10 protein-coding genes are annotated in these 13,995 nt (G+C 65.2%); 7 read left to right on the forward strand and 3 right to left on the reverse strand.

The window, feature by feature from the left end:
• Positions 1 to 7: 7 nt before the first annotated feature.
• A complete protein-coding gene (locus QM741_RS04000) occupies positions 8 to 2,182 on the forward strand; it encodes a S9 family peptidase (RefSeq protein ID WP_415206450.1) in 2,175 nt (724 codons plus the stop codon).
• Positions 2,183 to 2,205: 23 nt separating this feature from the next.
• Here QM741_RS04000 and QM741_RS04005 read toward each other — a convergent pair whose 3' ends face one another.
• The 3 genes from QM741_RS04005 to QM741_RS04015 all read right to left on the reverse strand — a co-directional run bounded on the left by QM741_RS04005 (position 2,206) and on the right by QM741_RS04015 (position 5,612).
• Positions 2,206 to 2,910 carry an HAD family hydrolase gene (locus QM741_RS04005; protein ID WP_415206451.1) on the reverse strand — a complete coding sequence of 235 codons (705 nt, stop codon included), beginning with the start codon at positions 2,908 to 2,910 and terminating at the stop codon, positions 2,206 to 2,208.
• Positions 2,911 to 2,928: 18 nt separating this feature from the next.
• Entirely contained in the window at positions 2,929 to 4,173 is a 1,245-nt protein-coding gene (locus QM741_RS04010) for a substrate-binding domain-containing protein (RefSeq protein ID WP_415206452.1), read from the reverse strand.
• A gap of 65 nt (positions 4,174 to 4,238) precedes the next feature.
• Entirely contained in the window at positions 4,239 to 5,612 is a 1,374-nt protein-coding gene (locus tag QM741_RS04015; protein WP_415206453.1) for a DegQ family serine endoprotease, read from the reverse strand.
• A 561-nt stretch (positions 5,613 to 6,173) separates the two neighbouring features.
• Here QM741_RS04015 and QM741_RS04020 point away from each other — a divergent pair.
• From QM741_RS04020 to QM741_RS04045, 6 genes are all read left to right on the forward strand, one after another.
• On the forward strand, positions 6,174 to 8,321 hold the full coding sequence (locus tag QM741_RS04020) for an adenosylcobalamin-dependent ribonucleoside-diphosphate reductase (RefSeq protein WP_415206454.1): 2,148 nt from the start codon (positions 6,174 to 6,176) through the stop codon (positions 8,319 to 8,321).
• Positions 8,322 to 8,470: 149 nt separating this feature from the next.
• Positions 8,471 to 9,076 carry a hypothetical protein gene (locus tag QM741_RS04025; RefSeq protein WP_415206455.1) on the forward strand — a complete coding sequence of 202 codons (606 nt, stop codon included), beginning with the start codon at positions 8,471 to 8,473 and terminating at the stop codon, positions 9,074 to 9,076.
• A 123-nt stretch (positions 9,077 to 9,199) separates the two neighbouring features.
• Entirely contained in the window at positions 9,200 to 10,030 is an 831-nt protein-coding gene (locus QM741_RS04030) for an NrdJb (RefSeq protein WP_415206456.1), read from the forward strand.
• A gap of 126 nt (positions 10,031 to 10,156) precedes the next feature.
• Positions 10,157 to 11,938, forward strand: a complete 1,782-nt coding sequence (locus QM741_RS04035; protein WP_415206457.1) for an acyl-CoA dehydrogenase — start codon at positions 10,157 to 10,159, stop codon at positions 11,936 to 11,938.
• A 115-nt stretch (positions 11,939 to 12,053) separates the two neighbouring features.
• Positions 12,054 to 12,635: a peptide-methionine (S)-S-oxide reductase MsrA gene (gene msrA / locus QM741_RS04040; protein WP_415206458.1), complete on the forward strand. Its 582-nt coding sequence runs from the start codon at positions 12,054 to 12,056 to the stop codon at positions 12,633 to 12,635.
• 290 nt (positions 12,636 to 12,925) lie between these two features.
• A complete protein-coding gene (locus QM741_RS04045; protein WP_415206459.1) occupies positions 12,926 to 13,933 on the forward strand; it encodes a LacI family DNA-binding transcriptional regulator in 1,008 nt (335 codons plus the stop codon).
• The last annotated feature ends 62 nt before the right edge of the window (positions 13,934 to 13,995 follow it).

Here is a 13,995-nt window from a genome sequence, read left to right on the forward strand (position 1 = left end):
GCCCTCCATGTCCGCGATCCCGTTTTCCGGAATCCGTTTTTCTGCCGTGCCGCTGCTGGCCGGACTGCTGCTCGCCGGCTGCGCGGTGCCGCCGCGCGAGGCGCCCCCGCCCGCGCCGCAGCCGCCCGTCGCGGCGGTACACCCGTATGCCGTGCCCTCGCCGAACGGCACGCGCATCGACAATTACTACTGGCTGCGCGACGACACGCGCAGCAAGCCCGAAGTGCTGAACTACCTCAAGGCCGAAAACGCCTACTACGCGCAGATGACGCAGCACACGCAGGGCCTGCAGGACGCGCTGTACCGCGAGATCACCGCTCGCATCGCGCCCGACGATGCCAGCGTGCCGGTGAAGTACCGCCATTGCCGGTACCAGACGCGCTACGCGCAGGGCGCGGAGTATCCGGTCAGCGTGCGCCGCTGCGGCAGCGTCGACGCAAGCGAGCAGATCCTGCTCGACGGCCCGGAACTCGCGCACGGCCACGGCTTCTTCCAGATCCGCGGCTACGAGGTCAGCCCCGGCGAAAAGCTGATCGCCTGGGCCGACGACACGGCCGGACGTTTGCAGTTCACGATCCGCTTCAAGGATCTCGCCAGCGGCAAGACGCTGCCCGACGAGCTGAAGAACACGTCCGGCGCGATGGCCTGGGCCGACGACAACCGCACGCTGTTCTACGTCGAGAACGATCCGGTGACCCTGCTCACCGTACGCGTGAAGAAGCACGTGCTCGGCACCGACGCGAAGCGCGATCCGGTCGTCTACGAGGAGCGCGACCACAGCTACTATCTCGACCTCGAGCGCACGCGCGACGACAAGTTCATCGCGATCCAATCGCACTCCACGCTGTCGAGCGAAATCCGCTTCATTCCCGCAAGCCAGCCGAAGGCGCGCTTCAAGGTGCTCGCGCCGCGCGAGCACGACTTCGAATACCACGCCGCGCACATCGACCGGCGCTGGGTGATCCGCACCAACTGGCAGGCGAAGAACTACCGCGTGATGCAGGTCGACGACGCGGCGGTCGGCGACAGGAAACGCTGGCACGAGATCGTTCCCGCGCGCGGCGATGCGACCATCGACGACATCGCCGTGTTCCGCGATTACCTCGTCGTCGGCGAGCACAGCGAGGGCCTCGCGCGCGTGCGCATCAAGCCGTGGCGCGCGGGCGCGTCGCACCTCGTCGAAGTCGACGAAGCCGACTATGCGGCGACGATCGGCGACAACCGCGAAACGGACACCGACGTGCTGCGTTACGAGGTCACTTCGCTGGTCACGCCGAAAACGGTCTATGACCTCGATATGCGCACCGGCAAGCGCGAGGAGCGCAAGCGCGACGCGGTGGTCGGCTACGACGCCGCGAACTACGCGACCGAGCGGGTCTGGGCCGTCGCGCGCGACGGCACGAAGATTCCCGTGTCGATCGCGTATCGAAAAGACACGAAGCGCGACGGCACCGCGCCGATGTTCCAGATCGGCTACGGCGCCTACGGCGCGCAGTACGATCCGCACTTTTCGCCCGCGTACGTTTCGCTGCTCGATCGCGGCTTCGTCGTCGCGATCGCGCATATACGCGGCGGCGGCGAAATGGGCCGCGCCTGGTACGAGGACGGCAAGCTGCTGAAGAAGAAGAACACGTTCACCGACTTCATCGACACGACCGAGTATCTCGTCGCGCAGAAAATCGCAGCGAAGGACAAGGTGTTCGCGTTCGGCCGCAGCGCAGGCGGCCTGCTGATGGGCGCGGTCGCCAACATGGCGCCGCAGGACTACCGCGGCATCTTCGCCCAGGTGCCGTTCGTCGACGTGGTGACGACGATGCTCGACGACTCGATTCCGCTGACGACCAACGAATTCGACGAATGGGGCAATCCGCAGGACACGAAGTTCTACAAGACCATGCTCGCGTATTCGCCCTACGACAACGTCAAGGCGCAGGCGTATCCGGCGATGTTCGTCAGCACCGGACTCAACGACTCGCAGGTGCAGTACTACGAGCCGGCGAAATGGGTCGCCAAGCTGCGCGCGACGAAGACCGACGCCAATCCGCTGCTGTTCAAGATCAACATGGAAGCCGGCCACGGCGGCCAGAGCGGCCGCTACACGCACTGGCGCGAAACCGCCGAGGCGTATGCCTTCCTGCTCGACCAGTTGCCGAGCGCGACAGCAACCAGAGCGAAGAAATAGCCGTAGCCACGGCAGGCGCGAGGCTATCGTTCGAGCAGGTCGGCGAGTTCGGCCAGGTCGCGCACGATCAGGTCGGGCCGGATATCGGATTGTCCCGATGCCTCGTCCCAACCCATCGTGCCGCGATGCAACCAGACGCTGCGCAGGCCGGCGCGATGCGCGCCGATCACGTCGAGCGCGGGATCGTCGCCGACATGCAGCACTTCCTCCGGTGCGAACGACAGTCTTTCGCAGGCCGCATGGAAAATGTCCGCGGCGGGCTTGGCCGTGCCGAACGCGCTCGCGTGCAGGGCAAAGCGGAAATGCGCGACGAGGCCGATCGCGCCGAGATCGGCGTTGCCGTTGCTGATCGCCGCGAGCGGATAGCGCCCGCCAAGGCGTTCGAGCGCGGGCAGCGCGTCGGCGTAGCACTCCACGCGGTTGCGTTCGGCATAGAACGCGGTGAAGGCCGCATCGACGTGATCGTCGCGGTAGCCGTGCGGCAGCAATGCTTCACGCAGCGACAGCCGCCGCTGTGCGCTGAAATCGTGGGCAAGTTGCGGGTTTTCGCCGGCGACGCGGTCGCGCAGCACACGCATCGCCTCGACCGGATATGCCTTGGCTGCGCGCGGACAGTGCGCGCGCAGCCACGCGTCGAGCCGCTGCTCGGCGCGCTGCATCACCGGCTCGATCGGCCACAGCGTGTCGTCGAGATCGAACGTGATCGCGCGGATCGCGGTCAGGCGCATCGCAGAGCCGCAGGCCGGCTACGGCTTTCCGGTCGCGCCTGAAGCGGCGGCCTTTTTTTGCGCCGCGATTTCGGCCGCCTGCGCCTTGGCGGACCGCGCTTCGATCGAGTTCGGCTGCGTACGCAGCAGGAAATCAGCCGTCGCATTCGGCGCTGCCATCGGCCGCGGCGTGCCCTGGCCGAGAACGCGCTGGGCGACCCAGGCCGAATTCTTTTCGAGCTCGTCGGCCAGCACCGGCGCGTCGTCGATCGGCACCAGTTGGTGCTTGCGGATGATCGCCTTGCCCGCGTCGGAACCGGCGTACTTGATGAACTTCTCGGTCGCCTCGAAATTCTTGCCGTCCTTCTTCGCGGCGAGATAGAGCGGCGCGTAGAGCGGATAGCTGCCGTCCTTGATCGTCGCCGTGCTCGCGGCGACGCCTTCGACCTTGAGGATCTTGATCGCCTTGTTGTTCCAGACCGAGGACAGCGTGGTGAAGCCGAGGCCGTGCGGATCGATCGTTACGCCCTCCTCGAGCTTGGCCGTGTTCATGTACTGGCGCTGCGCCCACACTGCCTGGTCGCCCTTGTTGTAGATGTACTTGCGCAGCACGTAGTCGACGCCGTCGAGCGGCGCGGCGATCGCGTAAAGATTGATCGGCTCGTCCGGGCCGCCCAGGTCCTTCCAGGTCTTGAGCTGGCCGCTGTAGATGTCGTAGAGCTGCTTGAGGGTGACGTTGTCGGCCGGGTTCTTCGGCGAGGTGATCGGCACCATCGCTTCCCAGGCGACCGGGTAGAACGTCAGGTTCGCCTCTTCCGCGCGTCCCGGCATGGCCGGACGCGCGCTGCCGGCGACGTCGGCCGTGCCGTCGTTGACCGCGTCGATGCCCGAGATCGTGCTGAACGGCTGCATCGTGACCTTGCCGAGCCTGGACAGCTCGTACTGTTTGGCCAGGTCGGCGACGAAGCCGCGCTCGGTCGCGCGGTCGCCGCGCCAGATGATGCCCGACGGCACCTTGCCGACCGTCTTGACGGCGACCGCTTTCTTCGCCGCGGGCTTGGCGGCGGCCTCGGTTTTTGCGGGGGTCGCGGGCTTCGCGGCGGAGGGAGCCTTCGCCGGTTTCTCCGGCGCGGTCTTGGCCGTGGTCTGGACGTCCGAGAAATTCGCGGCCTTGGGCTTCTGCGCCGCGTCCTGGGCGAAGGCGAAAACGACGCAACCCGCGCCGAACATCAGGCCGAGCGCGCAGGCGGCGGCGGTAAAAGTATATTTATGTGCATTTGACACAGGGCGGCAATCCAGTGGTTTCGGGAAGAAACGTTGATTATCGCCGAAGTCTCGGCCAGGGAACATTACTGCAGCGTGACCACGAACGTATCGCCGCCGCGCGCGACCACGAGTTGGACTTGGCGCAGGCCGCGCTTCATCAACTGGGTCAGTTCGGCGAGCGTGTTCACGCGCAGGCGGCCGACGCCGAAGACGACGTCGCCGGCCTTGAGCCCGAGCTGCGCCGCGCGGCTGCCCGGCGCGACGTTCGCGACGCCGACGCCGCTCTTGCCGTCGGCGCGCGCGCGTTCGCTCACGTCGGCGAACGTCGCGCCGGCGAGGCGCGCGTCGAGCCTGGCGCCGTCGCTCGACGCCACCTTCTCGGCCTCGATGCGCGCGCTCACCGTCAGCGGCTTGCCCTCGCGCAGCAGCTTGAGATCGATCGTCGAGCCGATTGCGGCGAGGCCTTCGGCATTGTAGAGATCGGCCTCGTTCTGCACCGGACGGCCGTTCGCGGCGACGATCACGTCGCCCGTCTGCAGGCCGGCGCTGGCCGCAGGCGAGCCGTCGCGCACCTGGGTGACGACCGCGCCCTGCTGGTCCTCCTTGACGCCGAGCATGCGCGCGATCTCCGCATTGACGCTCTGCACCTGCGCGCCGAGAGAGCCGTGGCGCACGCTGCCGGTCGCAATGAGCTGGCCCATCACGTTGCTGGCGAGGTTGGACGGAATCGCAAAGCCGATGCCGACGTTGCCGCCCGACGGCGAGAAGATCGCCGAGTTGATGCCGACCAGTTCGCCGCGCAGGTTGACGAGCGCGCCGCCCGAGTTGCCGGGATTGATCGACGCGTCGGTCTGGATGAAGTTCTGGATGCCGAGGCCGCGCAGGCCGGTGCGGTTGAGGCCCGAGACGATGCCCGAGGTGGCGGTCTGGCCGACGCCGAACGGATTGCCGATCGCGACGACGAAATCGCCGATGCGCAACTGGCTCGAATCGGCGAGCGGCAGCGTGACGAGGTTCTCCGCGGGAATCTGGATCACCGCCACGTCGGTATCGGGGTCGTTGCCGATCAGCTTCGCCTTGAGCGTGCGTCCGTCGTGCAGGGTGACGGAGATGTCGTCGGCGCCGTCGATCACATGGTTGTTGGTCAGCACGTAGCCCTTGCCCGCGTCGATGATCACGCCCGAACCGAGCGACTGCTCGACGCGCTCGCGCGGCATGTTCTGCATGCCGAAGAACTGGCGGAAGAACGGATCGTTCATGAACGGGTTGTTGACCCGCACGTGCGTCTTCGAATTGATGTTGACCACCGCCGGGACGACGCGCTCGAGCATCGGTGCGAGCGAGGGCAGCGGTTGACCGTCGACGGCGGCAGGCAGGGCGGCGTGACTGGTCGCGAGGCGGCCGCATGCGGCGAACGCCGCGACGAGAACGGCCAGGGAGAGGCTGAATTTACGCATAGGGTCGGCGAGGCGGGCGGAACGGAAGAAGCGGCGCATGAGTTCCTTCTTTTGACTGGGTTCGTGTGCTTTGCAAAGACCGCAAGTTTGATCGCACGTTCCCGTTTCAAGGCCGGTGGAACAGCGAAAACGGCGTTCTGTCGCGGTTTCGCGCAGGCCGAACCGGAAATTCATGCTCCATCATAATTGAGCGTTGCAACTCGTTGATTATTCGAAGTTAAAAAAATCCTTTGACAAGCAAATTTTCAAGGGGTAGGGTTGCTTCCGCTTCGCAGCCACAAGATGTTGTGTACTTTGCAACATTGTATCCCCAAGGGATTGGGGTTCGGCGACGAGGCGAACATGCAAGACGGCGCATCGAGCGCTGGACGAGGCAACAGACGCGACAATTCAAGCAACACGAAAATCGGGTGCCGTAGAACCGGGTCGAACCGGGAAAGGCGCCGCAGGGGAGCTTTCCTTTGGATTTGGCAACGGAAGCACAAAGCGCGGTCAATGAAAGGGGTAGGTTTCGCTGCACGGAATGCCGCAACCTTAACAGGATCAGAGAGAACGCCAACGATGAGTACCGTACGTGTCGAAGCCCTGGATCGCGGCGAGGCGACAATCCCGCTGCAACCGGCTTCCTACGACATCTGGGACAAGAAGTATCGCCTGAAGTCGAAGAAGGGCGAGGCGGTCGACGCGAGCATTGACGGCACCTACCAGCGCGTCGCGCGCGCGCTGGCCGAGCCGGAGGCGACGCCGGAAAAACAGAAATACTGGTACGAGCGCTTTCTCTGGGCGCTGCGCCGCGGCGCGATCCCGGCCGGACGCGTGACCTCGAACGCCGGCGCTCTGGAGCACAAGCCGGCCACCTCGACGATCAACTGCACCGTCTCGGGCACGATCGAGGATTCGATGGACGGGATTCTGGAAAAGGTCCACGAGGCGGGATTGACGCTCAAGGCCGGCTGCGGCATCGGCTATGAATTCTCGACGCTGCGCCCGCGCGGCGCCTACGTCTCGGGCGCGGGCGCGTACACGTCGGGGCCGATGTCGTTCATGGATATCTACGACAAGATGTGCTTCACCGTGTCCAGCGCCGGCGGCCGCCGCGGCGCGCAGATGGGCACGTTCGAGATCGGCCATCCCGACGTCAAGGACTTTGTCCGCGCCAAGCGCGAGGACGGCCGCCTGCGCCAGTTCAACCTGTCGCTGCTGATCACCGACGGCTTCATGCAGGCGGTCGAGAACGACGCCGACTGGCCGCTGGTGTTCCCGATCAACGTCAAGGAAAAGGACGAAATCGACCTCGCCGACCCGGCCAAGGTGATCTGGCGCGACTGGCCGACGACGAAGAACTACGTCACGCGCGAGGACGGCCTCGTCGCGTGCAAGGTGTACGGCCACATCCGCGCCAAGCACCTGTGGGACATGATCATGACCTCGACGTACGACTACGCCGAGCCGGGCTTCATCCTGATCGACCGCGTCAACGAGATGAACAACAACTGGTGGTGCGAGAATATCCGCGCGACCAACCCGTGTGGCGAGCAGCCGCTTCCGCCCTACGGTTCCTGCCTGCTCGGCTCGGTGAATCTCACCACTTTCGTGCGCGATCCGTTCGGGCCGAAGGCGCGTTTCGACTGGGACGAGTACAAGGAAGTCGTGCGCGTGTTCACGCGCATGCTCGACAACGTGGTCGAGATCAACGGCCTGCCGCTGGCGCAGCAGCGCGAGGAGATCCTGTCCAAGCGCCGTCACGGCATGGGCTTCCTCGGCCTGGGCTCGACGATCACGATGCTGAAAATGAAATACGGCTCGAAGGAATCGTGCGAATTCACCGAGCAGATCGCGCGCGAGATGGCCATCGCGGGCTGGGAAGTCGCCGCCTCGCTGGCCAAAGAGAAGGGCCCGGCGCCGATCATGACCCAGGAATTCGAGGTGACGGCGAAGATGCTGCGCCAGCGCCCGGAAATGGCGCGCGACGGCTACCAGGCCGGCGACAGGATCGCGGGCAAGGTGCTGCACGCGAAGTACAGCCGCTACATGCAGCGTGTGGCTGAAGTGGCGCCGGAACTGGTCAACGAACTGGCCGAGGTCGGCGCGCGCTTTACCCACCATTCCTCGATCGCGCCGACCGGCACGATTTCGTTGTCGCTCGCGAACAACGCCTCGAACGGCATCGAGCCGAGCTTCGCCCACCACTACAGCCGCAACGTGATCCGCGAAGGCAAGAAAACCAAGGAAAAAGTCGAGGTGTTCAGCTACGAACTGCTCGCCTACCGCGAGTTGATCAACGCCAAGGCGATGCCGTTCAGCGACGACGCCGAGGCCAAGCTGCCGGACTATTTCATCGCCGCCGACAACGTCACGCCGACCGAGCACGTCGACATTCAGGCCGCGGCGCAGCGCTGGGTCGATTCGTCGATCTCGAAGACCGCGAACGTGCCGACCGACTATCCGTACGAGGACTTCAAGGACATCTACCGCTACGCGCACAAGCAGGGCTTGAAGGGCTGCACCACGTTCCGCTTCAATCCGGCCGCGTTCCAGGGCGTTCTCGTCAAGGAGTCGGACCTCGAGAACACGCTCTACCGCTTCGAGCTCGAGGACGGCAGCGTGGTCGAGGTCAAGGGCAACGAGGAAATCGAATACGACGGCGAGACGCATACCGCCGCGAACCTGTTCGATGCGCTCAAAGAGGGTTACTACGGTAAATTCTGACCTGCTTTCCTTCTCCCGGGAGAAGGAAAGAAAAAAGCACTTGCACGCCGCCGCGCAAAGGGTAAATTCGCAGGACCGAATCGCATCTCGTCGTTCGGGTGGTTGCCGTTGAATCTTCAGATCTAGTGCTTACGAACTCGGAGGAATTTATGCAGAGCGTTGAGTCCATCGGCGAAGCCGCGAGCAATGCGGTCGAAGCCGTCGTAGAGAAAGCGCAGGAAGTCGGCCAGGCCGCGGTCGAGAAGACCGGCGCGGTCGTGGCGGAAGTGAAAACCGCCGTCGCCAACACCGCCGCCGCGGCGGGCAATACCGCCGCCGCCGCGAAGAGCGCCGTGGTGAAAAAAGCGGCCGCCGTGAAGAAAGCCGTGGCGAAGAAAGCCGCCGCCGCCGTGAAGACGGTCAAGGCGGCGGCCAAGAAGGTCGCGAAGAAGGCCGCAGCGAAGAAAGCGGCCAAGAAAGTCGCAAAGAAAGTCGCAAAGAAAGCCGCGCCGAAGAAGGCCGCCAAGAAGGTGGCGAAGAAGGCTGCTCCGAAGAAAGCCGCGAAGAAAACGGCAAAGAAGGCGGCAAAGAAGAAAGCCCGCCGCACCGTGCTGTATTCGAGCAAGGGCAAGAAGCTTTACGCCGTGCGCGACGCCAAGGGTCATTTCAAGGACATCCAGACCTACAAGCGCGCCCATGCGATGGACATGAAGCGCAAGTCCAAGGCCGAGCTCGCCGCCAAGGCGAAGAAGGCCGCGAAAACGAAGAAGAAGTAACCATGCCGGCGAAGCCGCGAGAGCGGCTTCGTCGACCGTCGCCTTTGCGTTCATCCCCGACGCGAAGATCAAAAGGCATCGTCCCGGCCGCACTTTTCAACCGCAGAAACGTTTCACTTCGACATGGCGATCAAGATCTCGAAAAAAATAAAAGGCTACAGCGTCGGCAAACCCGACGACGGCGCGATTCCCACCGTCGGCCCCGATCCGCGCGACGCGATCGAGGTGCCGTCCAAGGCCGAAGTGATCCAGATGCACGAGAAAGTCGAGCGTCCGGACACGCTGATCGGCGCGACCTACAAGATCAAATCGCCGTTGTTCGAGCACGCGCTGTACGTGACGATCAACGATATTGTGCTCAATGCCGACACCGAGCACGAGCTGCGCCGGCCGTTCGAGATCTTCATCAACTCGAAGAACATGGACCACTTCCAGTGGATCGTCGCGCTGACCCGGATCATGTCGGCGGTGTTCCGCAAGGGCGGCGACATCACCTTCCTCGTCGACGAGCTGAAGGCCGTGTTCGACCCGCGCGGCGGCTACTTCAAGGCCGGCGGCGTCTACATGCCCTCGATCGTGGCCGAGCTCGGCGCGATCGTCGAGCAGCACCTGAAGATGATCGGCCTGCTGCACGATCCCGAACTCGATCCCGAGCAGCGCCGCCTGATTGCCGAGAAGCGCGCCGCCTACGAGGCGCGCGCGGCCGGCCGCGACGCAAAAAAAAAGCCTGACGCCGCCGCCGCCAAGGCCGAAGCCAGGCTCACGCCGCAGGACCTGAGCACCGATCTCGCCGGCGCCGGCGTCGAATCGGCGCGCAAGCACGGCGAAACCGAACCCGCTGTCAGCGCCTTCCCGCCCGGCGCGACGATGTGCAACAAGTGCAACACCCAAGCGGTGATCCTGATGGACGGCTGCGCCACCTGCCTTAACTGCGGCTATTCCAAATGCGGTTGACGCCCAGGGCGCGGCTGCCGGGCGGCTCGCGCGTGCCGCATCCGCGCAAATAACGCAGCGAACCTGCGACCGAACGCCTGCGGCGACGGAACCCTCCGCCCATTCCCGATACGGCAACGAAAAACCATGACCTACCGCGCGCCCGTCAAAGAGCTGCTTTTCTGCATGCGCCACCATGCCGGCCTCGAGGAGGTCGTCGCATTGCCCGGCTTCGAGCATGCCGACGCCGACATGGCGCAGGCCGTCGTCGAGGAAGCCGGGCGTTTTTCCGAATCGGTGCTCGCACCGATGAACCAGCCGGGCGACGTCGCCGCCGCGAGCTGGCACGACCACGCCGTCACCACGGCGCCCGGCTTCAAGGACGCCTACCGCCAGTACGTCGAGGGCGGCTGGCAGGGATTGCAGCATCCGGTCGACCACGGCGGGCAGGGATTGCCCAAGACCTTCTTCGCCGCCGCGCTCGAAATCGTCAACAGCGCGAATCTTTCGTTCGCGCTCTGCCCCCTGCTGACCGACGGCGCGATCGAGGCGCTGCTGACCGCCGGCAGCGACGACCTCAAAGCAACCTGGCTGCCGAAGATGATCGAAGGCACCTGGACCGGCACGATGAACCTGACCGAGCCGCAGGCCGGCTCCGATCTCGCCCTCGTGCGTTCGCGCGCCGAGCCGCAGGGCGACGGCACCTACAAGGTCTTCGGCACCAAGATCTTCATCACCTACGGCGAGCACGACCTGGCCGAGAACATCGTCCATCTCGTGCTCGCGCGCGTTGCGGGCGCGCCCGAAGGCGTGAAGGGGATTTCGCTGTTCGTCGTGCCGAAGTTCCTGCTCGACGCCGACGGCAGCCTCGGCGCGCGCAACGACGTCTACTGCACGAGCATCGAACACAAGCTCGGCATCAAGGCCAGTCCGACCGCGGTGCTGCAGTTCGGCGACCACGGCGGCGCGGTCGGCTACCTCGTCGGCGAGGAGAACCGCGGCCTCGAATACATGTTCGTCATGATGAACGCGGCGCGCTACGCGGTCGGCATGCAGGGCATCGCCGTGGCGGAGCGCGCCTACCAGAAGGCCGTCGCCTACGCGCGCGAGCGCGTGCAATCGCGGCCGGTCGACGGTTCCGCGCCGAACAGCGTCACGATCGTACACCACCCCGACGTGCGCCGCATGCTGATGACGATGCGCGCCCACATCGAAGGCGCTCGCTCGCTCGGTTACCTCACCGCGGGCGCGCACGACCGCGCGCATGCGCATCCCGACGCGGCCGTGCGCCAGCAGAACCAGGCGCTCTACGAATTCCTCGTGCCGCTGTTCAAGGGCTACGCCACGGAAATGAGCCTGCTCGCCACGAGCCTCGGCGTGCAGGTGCACGGCGGCATGGGCTTCATCGAGGAGACCGGTGCAGCGCAGCACTATCGCGACTCGCGCATCCTCACGATCTACGAAGGCACGACCGCGATCCAGGCCAACGACCTCGTCGGCCGCAAGACGCTGCGCGACGGCGGCCGCACGGCCAAGGCCATCGCGGCGCAGATCGCGGCGACCGAAGCCGAGCTTGGCAAATCCGGCAGCGCCGAGGCGAAAGCCGTGCTCAAGTATCTCAAGCCTGCGCGTGAAGCATTCGAGCAGGTCGTCGACTACGTGGTCGCCCACGCGAAGCCGCAGGTCAACGCCGTGTTCGCCGGTTCCGTGCCCTATCTGATGCTGGCCGCGACGACCGTGGCCGGCTGGCAGCTCGCGCGCGCGCTGCTCGTCGCCCAAGGTTCGTCCGGCGACGCCACGTTCGACGCGGCCAAGATCGCCACGGCGCGGTTCCACGCCGAACATCTGCTCAGCCAGGTGCCGGCCCAGCGCGACGTGATCGTCGACGGCGGCGGCAGCGTGCTCGCGATGCCGATCGAGGCGTTCTGAAGGCCGGTCCTGCATCGAGCGTAAGGTTTTGTCCGCTGCATGCGTCTGTTTCGATAGACCCCCATCGGAACACACCATGCTGCGCCGACTCTCGACCCTTGTCCTTGGAATCCTCATGACGACGACCTTTGCCGTGGCCGCGACGACGCCGGCCGCAACGCCCGCCGCGAGCGAGACGATCACGCTCGGCGGCGGTTGCTTCTGGTGCCTCGAAGCGGTGTTCACCGAATTGAAAGGCGTGACGAAAGTCGAGTCCGGCTACGCCGGCGGCCACGTCGCCAACCCGACCTATGCCCAAGTCTCCGACGGCGACACCGGCCATGCCGAAGTCGTGCAGATCACGTTCGATCCGGGCGTCGTCACGCTCGACACGATCCTGCGCGCCTACTTCACGATCCACGATCCGACCACGCTGAACCGCCAGGGCAACGACGTCGGCACGCAATACCGCTCGATCGCCTTCTACCGCAACGACGCGCAGAAAGCGGCGATCGAAAAGGCGATTCGCGAGACCGCCGACAGCCACGAGTGGAACGGCGCCATCGTCACCGAAGTCCAGCCGTTCACGGTGTTCTACAAGGCCGAAAACTACCACCAGGAATACTTCAAACTGCACGGCGAGCAGCCGTACTGCCAGCTCGTCGTCGCGCCGAAGGTGGCGAAATTCCGCAAGAAATTCCATGATTTCCTCAAGTGACGCCAGGATGCCGTCATCCCGTGCAGCACGGGGATGTGCGATGACACGGGATGCAGATTCAAAATAGGTCGTCCCGAACAGCACTGGGATGTGCATTGATCGGGAATCCAGATTCAAAACGCCGTCATCCCGTGCATACGAGAATGACCTCTTGCTGCACCGCTTTTGCAAACCGTGATGAAAACGTTTACATTCCGCCGGCAAGACCATGTAACCGTTTGCAAAGCGTAGGCATAAACGCCGCAACGGAGAGCACGCGTCGTATGCACTGCGCGGGAGGGCGTCGAGGCATGGCGGTAACCATTCGGGATGTCGCGCGCGAGGCACGGGTATCCGTGGCTTCGGTGTCGCGCGCGCTCAACGGATCGCCGGCGGTGACCGACGAAACGCGCGCCCGCATCTCCCGCATCGCCCAGCGCCTGCGCTACGTACCGCACAGCGCCGCGCGCAGCCTGATCACCAAGCGCACGCAGACCGTCGGCGCGCTGCTGCCCGACCTCTACGGGGAATTCTTCTCCGAGCTGATCCGCGGCATCGACCTCGCCGCCCGTGCGCACGGGCTGCATCTGCTCGTGTCGTCCTCGCACGGCGACGCCGACGAGGCCGCCGCCGCGCTGCGCGCGATGCAGGGCCGCGTCGACGGCATGCTGATCCTCTCGCCGCACGTCGACGCCGCCTTCCTGCGCGCCAACCTGCCCGAGTCGATTCCCGCCGTGCTGCTCAACAGCGCGCTCGAAAGCCCGCAATTCGACGTGCTCAACATCGACAACTACGGCGGCGCCCACGCGATGACGCGCCACCTGCTCGATGCGGGACACGCCAGCATCGCCTTCGTCAGCGGCCCCGGGGACAACTTCGACGCGCAGCAGCGCGAACGCGGCTACGTCGATGCGATGGCGACGTTCGCGCCGAAGGCCGCGGCCCGGATCGTGAAAGGCGATTTCAGCGAAGAATCCGGCTATCGCGCGGGCCTCTCGCTCGCCAAGGGCGGCAAACCGCCGCGCGCGGTGTTCGCCGCCAACGACATGATGGCCGTCGGCTGCCTGCGCGCGTTCGCGCAAAGCGGCCTGCGCGTGCCGCACGACGTCGCCCTCGCCGGCTTCGACGACATCCCCGTCGCGCACTACATCACGCCCGCGCTCACCACCGTGCGCGTGCGCATCGCCGACCTCGGCCGCGACGCGCTCGAACGCCTTGCGACGACGATCGAAAAACCCGGCCGCACCTGCCACGAAACGCAGACCCTGGGCTGCGAGGTCGTCGTGCGCGCCAGCAGTGGAGGTACGCAGAAACACTGAACCCGATGAAATGAAAAAGAAGCCCGGAAACCGCTCGACCGAATTCGCCGCAAACAAAAATC

The sequence above is a fragment of the Rudaea sp. genome (genome assembly GCF_047601565.1).
GTDB lineage: Bacteria > Pseudomonadota > Gammaproteobacteria > Xanthomonadales > Rhodanobacteraceae > Rudaea.